22 protein-coding genes, 2 tRNA genes and 2 rRNA genes are annotated in these 19,682 nt (G+C 41.3%); 7 read left to right on the top strand and 19 right to left on the bottom strand.

What is annotated here, in order from left to right; translation table 11 throughout:
- The first annotated feature begins 103 nt into the window (after window positions 1-103).
- Window positions 104-325 carry a hypothetical protein gene (locus BROSI_RS19995; RefSeq protein WP_157842558.1) on the top strand — a complete coding sequence of 74 codons (222 nt, stop codon included), beginning with the start codon at window positions 104-106 and terminating at the stop codon, window positions 323-325.
- Between the two features lie 244 nt (window positions 326-569).
- Here the strand turns inward: BROSI_RS19995 and BROSI_RS15200 are convergent, their stop codons facing one another.
- The gene (locus BROSI_RS15200; RefSeq protein ID WP_052564626.1) at window positions 570-941 is read right to left on the bottom strand and encodes a putative toxin-antitoxin system toxin component, PIN family; all 372 of its coding nucleotides are present in this window, start codon (window positions 939-941) and stop codon (window positions 570-572) included.
- A 661-nt stretch (window positions 942-1,602) separates the two neighbouring features.
- Here BROSI_RS15200 and BROSI_RS15190 point away from each other — a divergent pair.
- The 4 genes from BROSI_RS15190 to BROSI_RS20230 all read left to right on the top strand — a co-directional run bounded on the left by BROSI_RS15190 (window position 1,603) and on the right by BROSI_RS20230 (window position 3,890).
- Entirely contained in the window at window positions 1,603-1,776 is a 174-nt protein-coding gene (locus BROSI_RS15190) for a type II toxin-antitoxin system Phd/YefM family antitoxin (RefSeq protein WP_082059236.1), read from the top strand.
- A 3-nt stretch (window positions 1,777-1,779) separates the two neighbouring features.
- Window positions 1,780-1,995, top strand: a complete 216-nt coding sequence (locus BROSI_RS21465) for a type II toxin-antitoxin system RelE family toxin (RefSeq protein WP_082059235.1) — start codon at window positions 1,780-1,782, stop codon at window positions 1,993-1,995.
- Window positions 1,996-2,091: 96 nt separating this feature from the next.
- Window positions 2,092-3,573: an aldehyde dehydrogenase family protein gene (locus BROSI_RS15185; RefSeq protein WP_052564624.1), complete on the top strand. Its 1,482-nt coding sequence runs from the start codon at window positions 2,092-2,094 to the stop codon at window positions 3,571-3,573.
- A gap of 113 nt (window positions 3,574-3,686) precedes the next feature.
- Window positions 3,687-3,890, top strand: a complete 204-nt coding sequence (locus BROSI_RS20230) for a hypothetical protein (RefSeq protein ID WP_052564623.1) — start codon at window positions 3,687-3,689, stop codon at window positions 3,888-3,890.
- A gap of 161 nt (window positions 3,891-4,051) precedes the next feature.
- Here the strand turns inward: BROSI_RS20230 and BROSI_RS15175 are convergent, their stop codons facing one another.
- Both BROSI_RS15175 and BROSI_RS15170 read right to left on the bottom strand, forming a co-directional pair.
- On the bottom strand, window positions 4,052-4,507 hold the full coding sequence (locus BROSI_RS15175; RefSeq protein WP_052564622.1) for a hypothetical protein: 456 nt from the start codon (window positions 4,505-4,507) through the stop codon (window positions 4,052-4,054).
- Window positions 4,508-4,618: 111 nt separating this feature from the next.
- Window positions 4,619-5,530, bottom strand: coding sequence for a hypothetical protein (locus BROSI_RS15170; RefSeq protein ID WP_052564621.1), 912 nt, complete (start codon window positions 5,528-5,530; stop codon window positions 4,619-4,621).
- 928 nt (window positions 5,531-6,458) lie between these two features.
- Between BROSI_RS15170 and BROSI_RS15155 the strand changes: the two genes are divergently transcribed.
- Window positions 6,459-7,091 carry an MBL fold metallo-hydrolase gene (locus BROSI_RS15155; RefSeq protein ID WP_082059234.1) on the top strand — a complete coding sequence of 211 codons (633 nt, stop codon included), beginning with the start codon at window positions 6,459-6,461 and terminating at the stop codon, window positions 7,089-7,091.
- Between the two features lie 4 nt (window positions 7,092-7,095).
- On the opposite strand, the gene BROSI_RS15150 is transcribed toward BROSI_RS15155, so the two are convergent.
- The 6 genes from BROSI_RS15150 to BROSI_RS19985 form a co-directional block, all read right to left on the bottom strand.
- Entirely contained in the window at window positions 7,096-8,127 is a 1,032-nt protein-coding gene (locus BROSI_RS15150) for an ABC transporter ATP-binding protein (protein ID WP_052564618.1), read from the bottom strand.
- Window positions 8,106-8,915 (bottom strand): ABC transporter permease, encoded by an 810-nt coding sequence (locus BROSI_RS15145; protein WP_157842557.1) that lies wholly within the window; start codon window positions 8,913-8,915, stop codon window positions 8,106-8,108. The genes BROSI_RS15150 and BROSI_RS15145 overlap by 22 nt, the downstream gene beginning before the upstream one ends.
- Before the next feature lie 286 nt (window positions 8,916-9,201).
- A complete protein-coding gene (locus tag BROSI_RS15140) occupies window positions 9,202-9,891 on the bottom strand; it encodes a 3-keto-alpha-glucoside-1,2-lyase-like domain-containing protein (protein ID WP_052564616.1) in 690 nt (229 codons plus the stop codon).
- A gap of 129 nt (window positions 9,892-10,020) precedes the next feature.
- Window positions 10,021-10,185 carry a hypothetical protein gene (locus BROSI_RS19990; protein WP_157842556.1) on the bottom strand — a complete coding sequence of 55 codons (165 nt, stop codon included), beginning with the start codon at window positions 10,183-10,185 and terminating at the stop codon, window positions 10,021-10,023.
- Between the two features lie 115 nt (window positions 10,186-10,300).
- Window positions 10,301-10,546 carry a chromate resistance protein ChrB domain-containing protein gene (locus BROSI_RS15135; RefSeq protein ID WP_052564615.1) on the bottom strand — a complete coding sequence of 82 codons (246 nt, stop codon included), beginning with the start codon at window positions 10,544-10,546 and terminating at the stop codon, window positions 10,301-10,303.
- 9 nt (window positions 10,547-10,555) lie between these two features.
- Window positions 10,556-10,744, bottom strand: a complete 189-nt coding sequence (locus BROSI_RS19985; protein ID WP_157842555.1) for a hypothetical protein — start codon at window positions 10,742-10,744, stop codon at window positions 10,556-10,558.
- Window positions 10,745-10,772: 28 nt separating this feature from the next.
- On the opposite strand from BROSI_RS19985, the gene BROSI_RS15130 reads away from it, so the two are divergent.
- The gene (locus BROSI_RS15130) at window positions 10,773-11,309 is read left to right on the top strand and encodes a flavin reductase family protein (RefSeq protein ID WP_052565885.1); all 537 of its coding nucleotides are present in this window, start codon (window positions 10,773-10,775) and stop codon (window positions 11,307-11,309) included.
- A gap of 35 nt (window positions 11,310-11,344) precedes the next feature.
- On the opposite strand, the gene BROSI_RS15125 is transcribed toward BROSI_RS15130, so the two are convergent.
- The 10 genes from BROSI_RS15125 to BROSI_RS15080 form a co-directional block, all read right to left on the bottom strand.
- Entirely contained in the window at window positions 11,345-11,914 is a 570-nt protein-coding gene (locus BROSI_RS15125; RefSeq protein WP_052564614.1) for a Uma2 family endonuclease, read from the bottom strand.
- Between the two features lie 75 nt (window positions 11,915-11,989).
- Window positions 11,990-13,426, bottom strand: coding sequence for an Asp-tRNA(Asn)/Glu-tRNA(Gln) amidotransferase subunit GatB (gene gatB, locus BROSI_RS15120; RefSeq protein WP_052564613.1), 1,437 nt, complete (start codon window positions 13,424-13,426; stop codon window positions 11,990-11,992).
- A 26-nt stretch (window positions 13,427-13,452) separates the two neighbouring features.
- Complete coding sequence (gatA, locus tag BROSI_RS15115; RefSeq protein WP_052564612.1) at window positions 13,453-14,928, bottom strand: Asp-tRNA(Asn)/Glu-tRNA(Gln) amidotransferase subunit GatA; 1,476 nt, start codon at window positions 14,926-14,928, stop codon at window positions 13,453-13,455.
- A 27-nt stretch (window positions 14,929-14,955) separates the two neighbouring features.
- Window positions 14,956-15,243, bottom strand: a complete 288-nt coding sequence (gatC, locus tag BROSI_RS15110) for an Asp-tRNA(Asn)/Glu-tRNA(Gln) amidotransferase subunit GatC (protein WP_052564611.1) — start codon at window positions 15,241-15,243, stop codon at window positions 14,956-14,958.
- 33 nt (window positions 15,244-15,276) lie between these two features.
- Window positions 15,277-15,507: a 50S ribosomal protein L28 gene (rpmB, locus tag BROSI_RS15105; RefSeq protein ID WP_052565883.1), complete on the bottom strand. Its 231-nt coding sequence runs from the start codon at window positions 15,505-15,507 to the stop codon at window positions 15,277-15,279.
- Window positions 15,508-15,528: 21 nt separating this feature from the next.
- The gene (locus BROSI_RS15100) at window positions 15,529-15,984 is read right to left on the bottom strand and encodes a Fur family transcriptional regulator (protein WP_052564610.1); all 456 of its coding nucleotides are present in this window, start codon (window positions 15,982-15,984) and stop codon (window positions 15,529-15,531) included.
- A gap of 93 nt (window positions 15,985-16,077) precedes the next feature.
- Window positions 16,078-16,187 (bottom strand): 5S ribosomal RNA (rrf, locus tag BROSI_RS15095).
- 64 nt (window positions 16,188-16,251) lie between these two features.
- Window positions 16,252-19,256 (bottom strand): 23S ribosomal RNA (locus BROSI_RS15090).
- 122 nt (window positions 19,257-19,378) lie between these two features.
- Window positions 19,379-19,454 (bottom strand) — tRNA-Ala (locus BROSI_RS15085).
- 21 nt (window positions 19,455-19,475) lie between these two features.
- Window positions 19,476-19,553: transfer RNA gene (locus BROSI_RS15080), tRNA-Ile, on the bottom strand.
- Window positions 19,554-19,682: the final 129 nt, after the last annotated feature.

Here is a 19,682-nt window from a genome sequence, read left to right as displayed (position 1 = left end):
CTTGAAGACAACACAAAAAGGCAATTCGTATGAATTGTCTTTTTGTGTTACGAAGATCGCAAGAAGCAGATAGATCTTTGGAATTACCAAGAAATCAATTCCCATGAACGAGTTGAAAATATTGATAGGATCAAAAGAAATCAGAAAATGGAAAAAGACAGAGAAAAGCCTGAAAATGCCTGGAAATAACCACTTGATTATTTGCCCGTATTTTGTAAGCCTTGCCATAGCAAAAACATACAAAAACCTCTATTTATCCATGTCGTACTTATGCCATACCTATTTGGGACATCATCGGTATTGCTATACTTTCACTCATGGCTAAGATACGGCCCGTAGAATCCATTGCAAAAATAGAGCGCGAATTAGTTAAAAAAACGTTTAAAATATACAATCTTTCAATCTTTCAAAGCGACACATTATTTTTAATGAATGCGTTAGGAATTAAGGATTTCCACAAGAATCGTCTGAAATTTCAGGGTGTTAGTGTATACAACTAACACCCTCTCTAACACATTGACTGGATTAACGTTATATTGCTTTTGGCCTTCAGCCATAATAAACTCACGCTAGCCCAAATATTCCTTTAAGCTTATAATCTTAATCCCTTTGTATTTTCTCAATTTTAACATTTCTTTATCGCCCGTTACAATCGCATTTGCTTTACCAAAATAAAACACATTCAAGGATTCTGTTATCAGGATCGTCTTTAAAGACTCGAATTTTTTTGTTGGATTTATCACCTGAGCAATACCCGAAAGGTAAACTGCTGCATCACTGATTGCCTCTCTGTCACGATGGAATTTTGTGGATAGCACTTCTAAGACCTCTTTGATGATTTCCCCGGAAATTAAGAGGGTATCATCGCCTCTAATTATTCTTAAGATTACCGCCTCTGCCTTGCTACAGGGATGGCAAAAGCAGAAGCCTAAGCGAATCAACGACTATTATCCTTAATTGTCTGTCTGTTTCAATCCCTTCTACATAGGCCAATCATTCCTACTTTGATGAAATAAGTGATTGCTATTTTCTCGTTTACTTCAGGTTACCTATAAAATCGGCATTCCCTTTTGTCTTAAGAGTTATACTTATAGGATTTTTTATCTTTATATTTGAATTTATTCAGCATTGTCCACAGAGTTGCGTATCAAAATACAAAATGAAGCCCGCAATCTTAAAAATGATCTACCAAATCCCACCTGTCAGCAGACAGGTCTCGATAATCTCAAAGAGCAACAATGCCGCTCATCCGCAATTACTTAACCGGACAACGCTGATAATTATTATAAAAATTGAAACATATTTTCTTGGAAAGTCTGACATTATTTACGGCTTCCTGCCCATCCTGTCATGCAAGTGATTGATGTAAATAGTTTAAAGAAGAACGAGGAAATAAAGGCTTTCTGAAATGACTTGAGCGTAAAATTGGTGCAGAGGACGATACCCTTACAAACAAGACCGCCCTAAAGGAATATCACAAGCACAACTTTAACCAACTTCACGAAGTCCCCAAGGAAAACGGGAACAAAGAGATTGACAATTTTGCCCATCTGCACTATTATGACCATAATTCTAGTCAATTTTAATGGAGGTCTTTTTATTATGAAAACCTTATCTCTGTCAGAAGCAAAGATGAAGCTAAGCAGCCTCGTTGAAACTGTTAGTACCACCGACGAAGAGGTGATAATTACAAAAAATGGTTCACCTGCCGCTGTTTTGGCGAGTCCGGATGAATTTGAACGCTGGAAAGAAACTATAACTTGCATCCTCATCTAAAGAATCAAGGCATCCCTACAACCGATAATCACTAATCCTTATTTAGGAAAAGCACTAAAAAACAAACTTGCGGATTTGAGAAGTTTTCGAGTCAGCAGATTTAGAATAATATGCAGGATTTCAGGCCAAAAGCTAATTAAGATTGTTGCAATAGGTTCCCGCGAATGCACATATGAGGATACTTTCCGGTTGCTTAAAGGAAAAGAAGGAATTTGCTAAATACTATATCAAACAAACTGAAAGTATGTATACTTTTAGTATCTGCCAATTCGCAAGGTAAAACCTCTATAAATCTATGAGGGAGGAAGAAGAACTATGGAAGGGAAAAATTATGTCAATGGGGCATTTGTAGATGGCACTTCCGGCGATCGGTTTGAAAGCAGAAATCCTGCTAATTTCAATGAGGTATTGGGGACGTTTCCCCTTTCTTCGGAACAGGATGTGAATAATGCCGTCAGCGCTGCAAAAGCGGCCTATTATGGGTGGAGGCGCTTGTCCCGCATTAAACGCGGTGAGTATCTGGACGAATTTACCCAACTCCTGAAAAAAGATCGTGAAGAACTATCACGACTGGTAACAAAAGAATGTGGAAAGGGAATTATCGAAGGACGCGCCGATGTTACTGAAGGAATTCATATGTGCCAGTATGTATTCGGTACCGTGAGGATGCCTCACGGTGATGTGATTGATTCTGAAATTCCGGAAAAAGATGCTTTTCTGCGCCGGAAACCCAAGGGGGTTGTAGCGGCAATTACACCGTGGAATTTTCCTTTTGCCATTCCCTTATGGCTCATCTGTCCCTCGGTAGTGGAAGGAAACACGGTTGTTCTCAAACCTTCGAGGGAGACGGCATGTACGGCAAATAAGATTGCCGAGTATGCACATAAGGCAGGGTTCCCGCCGGGTGTTATTAACGTGGTACAGGGAGGATGTGGGGATTTTCTGGTGAAACATCCGGATACCCATGTAGTGTTGTTTGTGGGTTCCAATGACGTAGGTTCAGAAATAAAGCAAATTGTTGCCGGATTTTACGATAAGATGTGCGCCTGCGAGATGGGCGGCAAAAATGCCTTAATCGTTCTCGACGATGCCAACCTGGACGTCGCGGTAAATGCAGCCATTATCAGCGCCTTTAAGACATCGGGACAGAGATGTACCTCTGCAAGCCGGTTAATTATTCACGAAAAGGTATTGGCTGAATTTGAAAGGAGATTTGTTGAGACAACCAAAAGGATGAGAATCGGTGATCCCCTTGACGAAAATGTGTTTATGGGTCCTGTGATTAACCAGGCGGCAACTGAAAAGATTACACGATATAATGATCTGGCAAAAAAGGAGGGTGCAAAGATGCTGCTGGATGGTGGAAGACTCACGGGTAATGAATACAAAAAGGGCTATTTTATGTCTCCATTCGTGTATCGTATGCAGAACAATCCAAAGAGCCGGGTGCTTCGTGAAGAGGTCTTTGGCCCCCATGTCGCTATTATCCCGGTAAAAGATATTGACGAAGCTATAGAGGTGCATAACGATACGGACTACGGTCTCACTTGTGCAGTAATTACTGAAGACTTTCGGAATGCGAAGAGGATACGAGATGATTGTGAATATGGCCTCGGGTATGTGAACTTGCCCACGATTGGGGCTGAGGTGCATTTGCCCTTTGGTGGCGTAAAAAAGAGCGGGACGGGATTGCCATCGGCCAGTACACTGATTGATGTGGTGACGCACCGTACGGCATGGACGGTCAACCACGCCAGAGAAATCAAGATGGCCCAGGGATTGACGGTGAAGTTTTAGTATGGCAATTTTAGTGTGACATTTTGCATTTTGATTTTTCATTTTAACTCTTTTGGTTACTTCTATCATGTACTATGAATCCTTCCGTAAAACAGCTTAACAATAAGTGAATTGTGTCCCTAAACATTAATTACAGCTTTTTGAAAAAAATCTCCCGGGAATGGCAATGGGGGATCGTTATTTCGTATGTTTCGGCAATCTACGCCTTTTTACCCTTGTGGGTTTTTGATGTAAGGGATATTTTTATGAATTTGCTTTCCAGCGGGATGGGCGAACTCTTTATTGCCTTTGTATTAAGACCGAATCTGACTGTCTAAACCACTAAGATATCAGGTCACAAAATTAGAAAAGCATGGACAAACAAGTTCGTCGTTCAACTGAACGCTTACGGCGAAGTTCGTGCCATCCTTTTATATTGGAATTCCTTATTTGGCTCTGAAACACAATTTTGTTGATCCCGGTTTTGATATGCCATCGCCTATTTTTTAACTGTAACTCGTACAATCTGTTTTGCTCCGTCCTTCTTATAATAGAGGATTTCTACCCTCAGATCGTTAACAAGCGCTGCTAGAAGCGTATCAAACATTGCTCCAGTAGTTCCGTGTCCGCGTCCGTCGGAATATACCAAACTAAATCCGTATATATTGCTATCTTCCTTGAGTTTAACCAGAATCTCAGCGTTGAGAAACTCCTCAGTGCCTGGACGTCCATGCCCTATACCGGTTACCTGACTTGTTAAATATTCGATTTTACCAAATGGAGCTCTTACTATATCCTCTGTATCAGTGCGACGATCCAGGTTAATTGCCCAGTCTGACGGGTATTGAATTTTTTGGATTGAAGTATTTACTCTATCCGCACGGACTCTATCAACTCCCAGCTTTGTGATCAACAGGAAAATTAGTACAGTAGTGAAAACTGTTTTAACCTTCATGCATCCTCCTTCCTGCCAAAACTCAACACAATTTCAAAATTACAAATTCAAATGTTCAAAACCTCGTTTCTGATTTCCGGGTAAAGTTTTCGAAGGTAAATTGCCACGTCGTTATTTGAATACGCTATCAAATGCCTGTTCAAGATCGCTGACCTCGATTATGCTTATATTCTGAGGGACAGGGATGTTCAATGATGCACCTTTTGCAATGATGATTGTGTCCACGAAATGCAATTCCCTCAAAACCGTTTCTATTTTGCCATCCGGTGATTCCGTACTAAGCGTTTTTCCCTGACTATCCAACCCACCTGTCACTGCAATATTTTCTGGAATAGGGGCATTTGTAAGTAAGGCGTAATAGCATAAAGCGGCTGCAAGCTCCGCTTCGTTTAAACTACACCTTTGGACGATTTCAGTCATACCCTTTTCCATGCCGTATTTTATATGAGTTGTAAGGGGAATAATTATATTGTTGATGTGTTTGGACTGGACAAAATGATTCACACCCGAAATACTATTTGAAAAAATTTCCCCAGGTAAAGTCACTGAAATATCCCGGAACGATGTTTCGTTTTCTGAGTATGAACATTTCAAACTAGTAGAAAAGCTAATCCTGGAGTTATAGGTGAGAAGTGTCCTGATCTCACCTGTTTTTACTCTGGGTTTATATGCCTGATTGGCAAGCTTGTCATCGAGTAAGATATCCATGATGCTGTTTTCCCAAATGCCTCTTTCATGAGTAGGGGATTCATTAATGTAGTTTCTTATATGATCCTTGAGTTCATTCCTTTTCTTGGGGTTTAGATATCCAGGAACCTTACTGAGGGCATATTGGATGGCAGTTAATACATCTGATATGGTTGAACCAGCTAAACCGAAATCGTCCTTTTCCAGTTCTGAACATACGAACTCATTGGGACAAATCTTGCAGTATTCAATTCCCTTATCGCACTTGTTGAGGATTTCTTCGATGTATTTTAGGTAGTTGCCAATTTCCAGGTGTTGTTTCGGGATAAAGTTCATAAAAATATCCTAAATTTCCAAGGTAAAGAGCCGATAATAACACTACTCTGAACAGCGAATTAATAGTATAAAAGTTTATGATAAAAGTCACAAATTAAAATATATTTTATTGTAAAACAGCATGAAAGAAACAATTATTTCCTGTTTATTGTTATGAAAAGTATTACTGTTACTAAACATCAAACTCACATTTATGTCCATAGTCTGGATAAAGAATTTCAGGAATTTGAGATATGGATAAAATATACGAATTATAAACTGTTTCTGGAACACACTCATTCAAATGAATATTACAAACAGAAACAGTTAGATAGGAGAGAAGAAGGAGAAAATTCGTCATGAAAAAGCATTTTAAGAATGATTGTTCACATTGCCACGAATATCCTTATGGCTGTGATGATTGTTATAGTGATGCAAAGGCATCTATGAATCTAAAAGCCCGTCGTAATAAGAAACGGGACAGCAGTAAGAATAGCAATGTTATTTACAATAATTGATTAAGTAGAGACAGGAATGTCCCTTAATGCACAAAAGCCCTTCTAATATCTATAATTAGGATGTATTGTGCGACTCCTCACCTTTTTCGGCCGGCTATTGTTGACTTTTCTATAAAATCATACATATTATAGGACAACGTAAGAATTTTAATAACTACGCATTCATAGAAGGCAGGTGTAATTATGGTTATTAAAGAAAACAAAAATACTATTCAGGATGAGTTTGTATGTCCCCATTGTAACGGCAGTACTTTCATATTTATTGGTCTGCAAAAACAAAAAGGATTATTCGAAAATCATGAGTTGTGGCGCTGCAAGAATTGTCACAGTACATTTGCGAGAGAAACTATAGATGTAAAAAAATCAATGGAAAATGAGACGTTTAATAAAAGAGCGCTCCAATACTATTGCAAAATCAGATTTGCCAACTCATGAAATTACCCAACATAATCTTTGAGACATTAGCAGTAGGTCCCCTAGCAGTGAACTGTTATATTATCGGTTCCAAAAAAGACAACGCAGCAATAGTTATTGATGCCGGTGGTGACCATGAAGAAATCCTGAATATAGTAAAAAAACATGATCTCACCTTACGACTCATGATAAACACGCATGCCCATTTTGATCACGTGGGCGGAGTAAGGCCTTTGCAAGATTTGACTGGCGCAAAGTTCCTGCTTCATCAGGAAGATATTCCACTTTTGAATTATCTCAATGATCAAACGGATGCCTTTGGATTGCCGTCCATTCCTATTCCAAAGATAGACAGACCACTTACCGACAATGAGGAAATTTTTATTGGGAATGAAACGATACGGGTCATACACACCCCAGGACATTCTCCGGGCAGCACATGCTTCCTCATTGATGATGCAGTATTTGTGGGAGATACTCTCTTTGCGGGGTCGATTGGAAGGACAGATCTCTATGGCGGTTCTTATGAAAAGATAATAAGTTCAATAAGAACCCGTCTGTTTATCTTAAAAGACCATGTAATTGTATACCCAGGACATGGGATATTTACCACCATTGGAGAGGAGAAACAACACAATCCGTTTTTTTAATACCTCAGAAAAAGAAAACCTTCATTTTTGTAATGGAGAACCTTATAGATTGGCCTACCTCATAAATTTCCTGAATTTGCAATTTAATTTCTTTACCCGAAGTTAAAACATAATACTTGTACCCTTCCCCTAAAAAGTTCCGGTTTATAATTACACCGTCAATATGACCGCTCTTCTCAATCTTCACATGATGCGGTCTGAAGAAGAGGAAGGCATTTCCTTGGTTTTGTCCTTTTGTATTGCAAACAAATTCGTCCCATGGAGTTAATATCTTATCTTTACCAACTATTTTTACCTGTATAACATTTGATTCTCCCACAAAACCAGCCACAAAAAGCGATGCCGGAGAAGAATAAATTTCTTCCGGGCTGCCTACTTGTTCCAGTATTCCTGCATTCATCACTGCTACCTTATTAGCTAAAAGAAAGGCTTCTTCCTGGTCATGAGTGACATAGACGGTTGTAATTTGCGTCTCTTGCTGAATACGCCTGATTTCCTGCCTGATATCCTCACGTAATTTTATATCGATATTCGATAAGGGTTCGTCCATAAGGAGCAGCCTGGGTTCAGTAACAATTGCCCGTGCGATAGCAATCAATTGCTGCTGTCCGCCAGAGAGCCTTGCAGGGTACACTTTAGTATATTTTTGCATGTTGACTTTGCTCAAAACAGTATCAATTTTTGTCCGCCGCTCAACTTTTGCAAATCCCTTTGCCTTTAATCCAAATTCAATATTTTCATATACCGTCATGTGTGGCCAGAGTGCAAGGTCCTGAAATACCATTCCGATGTGCCTTTGTTTTTGAGGGATTAAGGTTTTCCGCCCTTGATTTGCAAGTGTGCCTTCTATCCTGATTTCTCCGTCATCTGGCACCTCAAGACCTGCAATCATCCTTAATGTCGTTGTCTTCCCACATCCTGAGGGTCCTAATAATGCCAGGAGCCGCCCTTTCTCAACCTCAAAAGAAATACCTTTTACAATTTCTCTTTTATCAAAACTCTTTCTTAAATTTTTTACATCAAGAGTATTCGCCATGATTTCACTAAATATTTTGATATAACAAGAAATATCCCCACAGGTAACAAAGTCATCGCTACTATTACAACAGAAAGTGCTGAAACAATATTTATCGGGCTATTTACCATGATAGTAAATAGGGCTATGGGAAGGGTCTCGTGCCCTGGCGGATAGACCAATATTGTCGTACCCAACTCTCCAACGCAGAACATAAAGGAAATCAGCCATGTGGCAATTATTCCGTAACCCTGCAAAGGTATCAAAATCCTCCTGAAAACAGTAAACCATGATGCGCCAATTACTGCACCTGACTCCTCCATGGAATTGGGGATCTGTTTAAAATAATTCGCCATGATACGGCTGGATAACGGTAAAAACCGCACTCCGTATCCCAGGATAATGACTCCATAAATAAAGAGACCGCGCGTGTTGTGTTCAAAGGCTTCTTTTTCTGTGCCTCCACCCAGTGTCAGACGGCGGATGAACTTTTCCAGGTACCAGGAAAGGATGCCAGTACCTTCAAAGTCCAATCCAGAGGTACCTTTTTCTGTGGGAAATACAATACCCGTTTCAGTGGCGAGGTTGGGTATCCAGTCACTTCCGCGCCACCAGACTTTCTTATAAAAGCCTGCCGTATTGGCAAATTGTTTCTCCTTTATGCCCAACGTACCTGTATATTTGTTATCAATGAATTCACCTACAGTCACCAGTACAATCTCACTGTCCCACAGTAGTCCGTAATTAAAGCGGATGCTTGGCGCCTCCAGGGTTATTTCATCGGGGCCCGGATGTTTTTGCTCATGCAATCCAAACACCCCCCAATTCTATTTCGATTATTTTTGGTTCGACCACGCCGCATCTGTCGCGACAAATGGTCGTAATGCCAGCACCTCTTTGGGCATAATAAGGCCTGCTAGGACAAATAACGCCATGTGTAATTGGTTTTTCCACATATACAGTAACGCAACAACAGGTAAATAAATTATTCAACATCATAGCGCCAACTTAATAATTGGGTGGCATGGACAAACTTATTTATCCGTGCTTTAGTCTCAAAACCATTTACGAATAGAGACGCCTCTAAGCAACGCACTATTTCATTTCCTGCATCACCATGTCATCAAAAAAGGTGTAAGAATCCGATTTTGTCCAAAGTCCTACACTCCCGCTATCAAAAGTATCGTCCGACACTTCAAACACCTTTGTATTATTAAAAAAACATTGAATCTTGTCTGCCTTGCAAATGACCTTGAGTAAGTGCCACTCATTTGATGTTACCTTTGTATTTTTCTCTGCAATCTGTCTCCGGTTTCCATTAATTACGGTATATAACCGAACATTATTTTCTAAGGCATTGGCCCTGAGCACGTAATAGTTATTATTATCTTTATATCTGAAGACCAGCCCGCCGGCCTGGTCGGTCTTCCCGCTGACAGCCCTAAATTTTACAAATACCATGAAATCTTTATACGACACCCCGTCCAGTATCAGGAGTGGAAAACGATAGTCCGTATCATTCAGTTTTGTCTGTACAACCACATTGTCTGCCGAAGGAGCATGTTCAATCTTCTTAACTATCCAGCGTTCTGATTCTCCTTTCCCTGTAAAGGCGCTTTGAAACCCTACGGGCAATTCATCGACTTTATTATCATCAAAATAATATTCCCTTCTTTCCCCGAGGATTTCAGATGTTGTAAGCTTTTGCCCCTGCTGCGCATGGGCATAACCGGAAATTAATGAACTCGACAGACAAACGACTAACGTCACAAATAATTTTTTCATGGTAACCTCCTTAAAAAAGTTCATTCGAATACAAAAGCTGGCAAAGTCTTTGTATATGAAGACTCCCCGGATATTAGGAGTGGATTCGAAACACTACCTAATCATTTTGAATAAAAGCATAATAAGAAACTACTTATAATTACAAATAAATTTTGCTATGTTCTCGTGAATTTTCCCAAGGTCGTGGATTTCCGGTGCCTTTGCCTTATTATCATCAATCCAGTGATGAAGTTCCTCATACGTCTTCCCTGTTCTTTCTTTACTATTTTGAAAATGAATGTCAAGAGGTGGCATGTTCGTTTTCCCCTCTCATAATATAGCATTGCTTTAGTTCGAGATGTGAAACATTCTCGAAATCAGCTAACAGAGCCATTCCAGAGCTTTGTAATGTCACTTTATTTATGTAAGGCTATATAGATGTATAATACTGATACAGTGCGTCAAATATTTCCATCCCTTTTTCGAGTAATTTGTTGTCGTCTTTTTGTCGTTGTTTCAATCCCCTGATAATTTGCTCTATTCCTTCCATCTCTTTCCTTCCATATTTACTGTCCTTTAAATCGATATCATGTACAATTTCAGGCGTGTACCGCTCAAAGCGCTCCTGTGGACGGGCTATGCCCGCCAATGAGTTTTGTCGTAAGGAGTAAGACATGCTGAGACCCTAAAAGTTATCGTCTGGTTCGTACAGAATCCTGGCACGGTTGCAGTGGACTGACCTGAAGAATCTGCGAAACATGGGAATGGCTAATGGCCAGTTTGTAGAGTCGGCACCAGCTCTGAGCCTGTCAATTGCTTCGTCAGCAACATCAAACTTACCTCGACATTCATACGGAAAGACAAAGGTAATCATGAAAACCGCCCAAAATAAGGGTTCCAAAATAGTGAAAAAATCGTTTCCCTTACTCAAGGTCTATGGTCTGCTCGAACCTGGACCAGTGGTGATGGTCACAACCACCAGCAAGGAGCGGGCAAACATTATGACCATGTCGTGGCACATGATGATAGATTTCGAGCCGCCGATCGTAGGTTGCGTGATTAGCAATCGAAATTACACGTTCGACATCCTGAAAGCAACCAGGGAATGCGTAATCAACATCCCGACGGTGGAGTTGGCTGAAAAGGTGGTGGGCTGCGGGAATACCTCCGGACGTAAGGTCGACAAGTTCAAAACCTTTGAGCTCACGCAGACGTCAGCCTCGTGCATCAAGGCACCGCTCATCGACGAATGCTATGCGAATCTCGAATGCAAGGTCTTCGATGGGAAGATGGTAGCCAAATACAACATCTTCATCCTCGAGGTACTCAAAGCGTGGATCGACCCCGCGAACAAAGACCCACGTACGATCCATCATCGCGGGAGAGGCGCTTTCATGGTAGCCGGAGAAACGATCAAGTTGCCTTCCTTAATGAAATAGCTTTCCTTGCTCAGCGTTGACAATAAGATAATCCTTCACACTTTCTTAACTTCGAAAATTTCCCAGAGATTTACTTCAGTTCCCTCAACCGACTTGAACTGTAAGACCTCCTGAGAACCAAACACCTCTCCCTTATTATAAGTCCCATCTGCACCTAAACAAAACCTCTCCACATATTCCTCAAGGGGATCGATGACAATATATTCCTTTACAGCAAATTTTTCATAAAGACGTTTCTTTTCTCTCAAATCCATGAGAGCAGTTGCAGGTGAAAGGACTTCCACAACAAGATCAGGAGATCCCTTTATATTGGCTTCAGCAATCTTATTCTTATCACAAACAACAAATACATCAGGCTGGACGATATTATATTCGGAAAGAATTACATCAACTGGGACTATAAATGGTTTGCATGTTTTGTTCGCTAGCTTTTGTTCCAGTCGGCTGAAAAATTTACCAGCTACAATCTGATGCCTTACCGATGGAGCCGGAGTCATATTGTAAGCTACACCATCAATAATCTCCCATCTTTCATGCTCTGGCCACGTAAGATAGTCATCCCATGTATATTTCTGATCACTCTTTTTTACTGAAGGAAGTCCCATTTGCTTTTCCCTCAAACATACGGTTTATCGTTACAGTAATCGTGTTCAAAATGGGATTATACCAAAACTAATTTTTTATATACCAACTTTTTTCACTAACATCTCATTCACTATTTTTGGATTGGCCTTGCCTTTCGTCTCTTTCATGACCTGCCCTACTAAAAAGGTGAGGGCATTCTTTTTCCCTTTTTTGTAATCCTCTATCGCATCCGGGTTGCCTGATATAACCTTCGTTATTACTGCTTCAATCAACCCTTCATCACTGATCTGTGCCAATTTTTTCTCTTCAATAATTGTTTGAGGTCCTTTTCCTGTTTGAATCATCTCAGAAAATACTTCTTTTGCAATGGTACTGCTGATGGCACCTTTTTCAATTATTTCAACCAGGCCAGCTAATTGTTTGGCTTTGATCGGTAAATTATCGATATCTAATTTTCTGTCCTTTACTTCCCTCAAAAGATCATTGATTATCCAATTACAGAAGGCCTTTGGACGATCCATTATCTTTACGCATTCATCAAAAAAATCTGCAAGCACCTTATCTTCGGTAAGGACACTGGCATCGTAATCAGAAAGTTTAAACACCTCCATAAACCGTTGTTTTCTTTCCAGAGGAAGCTCAGGTATTGAGACCTTTATCGCAGACAGCCATTTTTCATCAATCAAAACGGGCAAAAGGTCAGGTTCAGGAAAATATCGATAATCCTGCGCCTCTTCTTTTGAGCGCATACGGGCACTCTTTTCGCTTACTTCATCCCACAACCTCGTTTCCCTGTCAACTGTCTCTCCCCGGTCTAATACCTCAGACTGTCTCTTTGCCTCATATTCAATAGCCTTCAAAACAGACTTCATCGAATTAAGATTCTTTATTTCTACCCTGTTGCCCAGTTTATCAGAGCCTTTCTTCCTGAGCGAAATACTTGCTTCAAACCGAAGAGACCCCTCCTGCATCTTACAATCTGAAATTCCTGTATATAAAAGTATCTTTCGCAAGGTTTGCATGTAGCTTTCCACCTCGTCCACATTTCTCATGTCCGGATACGATACGATCTCAAGGAGTGGGACACCCGCCCTGTTAAAATCAACGAGACTGTAATCTGCATCAACTTCTTCGGGATGGATGAGTTTCCCTGCCTCTTCTTCCAGATGAACGTTGTGGATACGAACCCTGCTTATGACGCTATTTACGTTGATATCCATATACCCTTCAACGCCTAAATTATAATAATTTTGGGAAATCTGGTAGTTCTTGGGTAGATCGGGGTAGTAATAACTTTTTCGGTCGAAATTCGTGAACTCATCAATCCTACAATTGAGAGCAATGGCAGCCTTCAATGCATATTCAAAAGCCTTTTTGTTCATTACAGGTAAAACTCCTGGCATGCCAAGGCATACAGGACAGACTTGCGTATTTGGCTCAGCACCAAATTTTGTGCTACATCCACAAAATAATTTCGTTACGGTCGCCAATTCTGCATGAGTTTCTAAACCGACAACAACTTCGTATTCCATACACCAAAGCCTTTTGAATATTATCCTTACACTGAAGAAACCTTCAATACGGGTTTCTTTAAATGGAAATCAGTCTCCTGCTCAAAAGCATATGCGATTTGTAATAATTTTTTCTCTTCAAAATGTTTTGCAAGAATTTGCATTCCAATAGGTAAAACTTCTTTTGAAAACCCACAAGGGATAGAGATACCTGGAATGCCGGCAAGATTTGCCGGAATGGTATAGATATCGGAAAGATACATTTCTAATGGATTATTAGCACGCTCCCCTATTTTGAAGGCAGGCGCAGGAGAGGTAGGACAAATGATGCAATCAACCTTTTCAAAGGCAACATCGAAATCCTGTTTTATTAAATTCCTGACCTTAGATGCTTTTAAATAATAAGCATCATAATAGCCGGAACTCAATGCATAGTTTCCTAGCATGATACGTCGTTTGACTTCATTGCCAAATCCTTCAGACCTGGTACGGCAATACATGTCAATAATTCCATTTGATCTGGACGCTCTGTATCCATATCGAACACCATCGTAACGTGCTAAATTTGAGCTTGCCTCAGCGTTTGCGACAATATAATAAACTGCAACGGCATATTCTGTATGCGGCAAAGATATATCAATAATTTTTGCACCAAGATGTTCATATACTTTCAAAGCATCCTTAAGTGCTTTAAGGACGTCTGCGTTTAAACCAGCAGCAAAGTATTCTTTTGGAATGCCGATGCGTAAACCATTAATACCAGAATCAATTCCATTTAAATAATCAGGAACGGGTACATTTGCGGATGTAGAGTCGTGCAAATCATAACCTGCGATTACTTGCAATATAAGAGCCGCATCGCCCACATCTTTTGTTACTGTACCGACCTGATCGAGAGAAGATCCAAAGGCCACAAGACCATACCGCGATACCCGGCCATATGTTGGCTTTACACCAACGACACCACAAAGTGCCGCAGGCTGTCTGACAGAACCGCCTGTTTCAGATCCCAAGGCAATTAATGAAAGGTCAGCAGCTACGGCAGCGGCTGAACCCCCGCTAGAGCCACCAGGGACATATTCAAGATTCCAGGGATTACGTGTTACTTTGTAACGAGAATTTTCTGTAGATGACCCCATTGCAAATTCGTCTAAATTTGTCTTACCAATTATTATGGCATCTTCTTTTTTTAGACGGTTAACAACAAAGGCGTCATAAGGTGGAATGAACTTCTTAAGTATTTCTGAGGCACAGGTGGTATATAAATTCCTGGTGCAGATGTTATCTTTAACGGCTACCGGGATACCTGCAAGCAGGCCAACCTTTTCGGCATTTTCAATTTTTTTATCAATTTCTATTGCTTTTTTAAAGGCTTCTTCTTCGTTTATCGTTATGTAAGCCTGAATGCTTGGTTCAACATTTTTGATCCGTCCAAAAAGCTGGTCGATAAACTCAGATGCTCGTACTTCTTTTGATAAGATTTTTGTTTTTATTTGAAGTGCGGTGGGTTCAAATAGTCTCAATGACACGGCTCTTTTATACTAATATTCTTATTCAATTACCTTAGGTACTTTAAAAAAAACACCTTTTACTGCAGGGGCATTGAGTAATGCGTTTGATGAAGGAATTGAGGGCTCTAATCTGTCCTCTCTAAACACATTAGAAGCATTCATCGGGTGGGCCATCGGTTTAACGTTTTCAGTATTTAACTCGTTAAGCTTTTCTATATACGACAGAATATTGTTGAGTTGGTGAACGAACACGCCCTTTTCAAGGTCAGAAAGTTCTATTCTGGAAAGTGAGGCTATATATTCAATGTCTTTTTTATCTATTTTCATGAAGGCGGATATATCTCAAACTCCTGTTTTAATTTAAAGGGCTTTTGTCACTTTACCGGCACCGATACATCGGGTGCAAACTCTAATCTTTTTGATGGTACCACCTATTTTCGCTCTTACCCGTTGCAAATTTATTTTAAATTTTCTTTTGGTTTTACCAGTAATCTTTCTCCCAACTCCACCCTTCCACTTAGCCAACCCTCTTCGTTCAATCTGATTTCCAACCTGTGTTCTTTTACCACATATTAGACATACCTGCGACATAAATAGCGCTCCCACAATTGGTTATTTCTTTTTTATTTTATTATCGTCTTTTTTAGTACAATCTTCACATAGCCCTTGTATCTGTAAACGATGAGATTCCGGTTCAAATTTGTTCTTTCTACAAACTTCATCTTGAAGTTTTTCTATTCTATATTCAATAAATTCAATGATTTTTCCACAGTTGTTACAAACCAAATGATCGTGATGCTCATTTCCATATACCTGTTCATAGTGTGCATGTCTTTCACCAAAGATAACTTCTCTTAACAAACCACTTTTCACAAGCAACGATAGCGTGCGATAAATCGTAGCCTTAGAAATTCGCAACTTATTTAGCCTGAGATCAACCAGTAATTCATCTGCTTCAAAATGCTTAGGATTTGCAAACACCCTGCTAAGTATTGCTTGCCTTTCAGGTGTAAATTTCAAATTTTTTGATTCAAGATATTCTTTAAATTTATCCTCTTCTGAGAGCATAACAAATGAGAAGCAACATTAATCGTCTGCTAAACTATGTTTATCAAACAAAAAACCCATCCCTAAAAACGGGACGGGTTTCATGTAAATAATTCCCGGCAGTAACCTACTCTCCCAACTTTCGTCAGTACCATCGGCGTAAGAAGCTTAACTACCGTGTTCGGAATGGGAACGGGTGTTTCCTTCTTACTATGCCCACCGGAAAAAAATCAGGAATAACTTAACGGTAACAACCGATACTTTCATTACAGACTAACAAGATAACAAAAAGTCAAGCTTTTCGACTAATTAGTACCAGTCAGCTTAGTATATTACTATACTTATACCTCTGGCCTATCAACCTCGTAGTCTTCAAGGTGTCTCTCATCCATAAAGGAAAATGATATATAGTTTTGGAGTAGGCTTCATGCTTATATGCTTTCAGCATTTATCCTTTCCGTACGTAGCTACCCAGCTATGCCGTTAGCACGACAACTGGTGCACCAGAGGTACGTCCATCCCGGTCCTCTCGTACTAAGGACAGATCTCCTCAAATATCATACACCCACGGCAGATAGGGACCGACCTGTCTCACGACGGTCTAAACCCAGCTCGCGTACCGCTTTAATCTGTGAACTCCAGAACCCTTGGGACCTTCTCCAGCCCCAGGATGCGATGAGCCGACATCGAGGTGCCAAACCGCCCCGCCGCTATGGACGCTCGGGGGCGATCAGCCTGTTATCCCCGGAGTACCTTTTATCTGTTGAGCGATGGCGTTTCCACACACAACCACCGGATCACTAGGCCCTGCTTTCACATCTGCTCGACTTATAGGTCTCGCAGTCAAGCTTTCTTCTGCCCTTACACTCTACGTGCGGTTGCCAAGCGCACTGAGAAAGCCTTTGGACTCCTCCGTTACTCTTTAGGAGGAGACCGCCCCAGTCAAACTGCCCACCTATCACTGTCCCAAAACCGGATTCACGGTATTTGGTTAGAATTTTAACATAGTAAGAGTGGTATTTCAACGTCGACTCCATCCTGGCCAGGGCCAGAACTTCTCAGTCTCCCACCTATCCTACGCATACTGTGCCAAAACCCAATAATAGGCTACAGTAAAGGTTCACGGGGTCTTTCCGTCTTGCCGCGGGTACGTGGCATCTTCACCACGACTACAATTTCGCCGAGTCCCTCGTTGAGACAGTACCCAAGTCGTTACGCGATTCATGCACGTCAGTAATTATCTGACAAGGAACTTCGCTACCTTAGGACTCTCATAGTTAGAGCCGCCATTCACCAGCGCTTCAGTTCTGAGCTTCGTATTCTTTCGAACACTAACCCATCCCCTTAACGTTCTGGCATCGAGCACGCGTCAGTCTCTATACGTTGATTTTAAATCTTGGCAGAGACTTGTGTTTTTAGTAAACAGTCGCCCGGGCCTTTTCACTGCGGCCTCGATTTTATTCGAGGCACTCCTTCTCCCGAAGTTACGGAGTGATTTTGCCGAGTTCCTTAACGAGGGTTCTCTCGAGCGCCTTAGGATCCTCTCCCCGCCTACCTGTGTCAGTTTTAGTACGGACACCATAACAGCTCGCAAACGAGGCTTTTCTTGAAAGATGCTCCAGTTACTTAAGGGCATACGCCCACGTACTCACCTTCGATGCCATACGTCTCGGATTTGCCTGAGACAACATCTCCGGCTTGAACAAGCCGTGTCTATTGGACTTGATAACCTTCACACCTCTGTCCCCCCATGCTCAACGCTGTTACGGTGGCACAGGATTATTAACCTGTTGTCCATCGTCTACGCCTTTCAGCCTTGACTTAGGCTCCGGCTAACCCTGGGCGGATTTACCTTCCCCAGGAAACCTTAGGCTTGCGGCGAATAAGATTCTCACTTATATTATCGCTACTTATACCGGCATTATCACTTCTATTTCGTCCAAGAGTCTTTTCAGTCTCTCTTCAACCTTTTATAGAACGCTCCCCTACCACTTTTGCAATTACGAATAATTGCAAAAATCCGAAGCTTCGGTAATAGACTTAGTCCCGTAATATTTTCGGCGCAAAAATGCTCGGTTAGTAAGCTATTACGCACTTTTTAAATGATTGCTGCTTCTAAGCCAACATCCTAACTGTCTTAGCACTCTCACTTCCTTTATCACTTAGTCTATTTTAGGGACCTTAGCTGTCGGTCTGGGTTGTTTCCCTCTTGACAATGAAGTTTATCCCCCACAGTCTGACTCTTATGGTAGACAACAGTAGTATTCGGAGTTTGATTGAATTTGGTAGTCTGGTGGACCCCAATACTCATTCAGTATCTCTACCCCCACTGCTTAATTCCATAAGGCTAGCCCTAAAGCTATTTCGAGGAGAACCAGCTATCACCAAGTTTGATTAGACTTTTACTCCTCCCCTCAGTTCATCGCCTCGCTTTTCAACGCAAGTGCGTTCGGACCTCCACGAACTTTTACATTCGTTTCATCCTGACCAAGGGTAGATCACCTGGTTTCGGGTCTACTATGCACTACATAATCGCGCATTTCACACTCGCTTTCGCTGCGGCTCCGTCCAATAAAGACTTAACCAAGCAATGCACAGTAAGTCGCCGGTTCATTATGCAAAAGGCACGCGGTCACACACCATTCTATGTTATATAGAATCATTGTGCTCCCACCGCTCGTAAGTACACGATTTCAGGTTCTATTTCATCCCCCTAACAGGGGTGCTTTTCATCTTTCGCTCGCGCTACTAGTGCGCTATCGGTCGCTGAGTAGTATTTAGCCTTAGAGAGTGGACTCCCCTAATTCACATCCGCTTTCACGAGACGGATGTTACTTGGGTAATTGCAAAGGAAGTGTAATTCTTTTTGCCTACAGGACTATCACCTTCTATGGTTAGGCTTTCCTGCACTATTCAGCTAAAAATTACATTTATAACTTCCCAGACAGTCCTTGTCCTATCTTATGCAATCCCCACGACCCCGACTGTGCAACACACAAGGGTTTGACACACAGCCAGTTTGGGCTTTTTCCCGTTCGCTCGCCGCTACTTAGGAAATCAAAATTTCTTTCTTTTCCTGGAGTTACTGAGATGTTTCACTTCTCTCCGTTTCCTTTGATACCCTATATATTCAGATACCAATACTATGGTATTAACCCATAGTAGGTTTCCCCATTCGGAAATCTCCGGCTCACAGCTTGTTTGACAGCTCCCCGAAGCTTATCGCAGTCTTCCACGTCCTTCGTCGTCTCTCAGCGCCTAGACATCCACCATGTACCCTTTGTAGCTTGACATTCTACGTTATCTTATTACTCTTTTAAACAAAGAGGATCAAATTGCTACCCGTTAAGTATTCACTTTTCAAAGATCAATTTCTTCACTAAACGCACCTTAAATCATATCTTATGACCTAAAGTGGTGGAGATGAGCGGGATCGAACCGCCAACCTCTGCCTTGCAAGGGCAGCGCTCTCCCAATTGAGCTACATCCCCTGCTTTAGAATCTTTTGAGGGTGGTGGGCCTAAGTGGATTCGAACCACTGACCTTTCCCTTATCAGGGGAATGCTCTAAACCAACTGAGCTATAGGCCCAAAACTCATGCTCGTACCTTTTTGGGCCCGCAATCTCACTTGCACAACACCTATTCTCCCTACCACGAACCTCGTAAAGAGACTACAACATTTTTAAAAACATAGAAGTCTTTGCGTGCAAAGTAGCAC

The sequence above is a fragment of the Candidatus Brocadia sinica JPN1 genome (genome assembly GCF_000949635.1).
Classification (GTDB): domain Bacteria; phylum Planctomycetota; class Brocadiia; order Brocadiales; family Brocadiaceae; genus Brocadia; species Brocadia sinica.
Note: the sequence above shows the minus strand (reverse complement) of the source record. Positions and strands in the feature narration are given on the sequence as shown.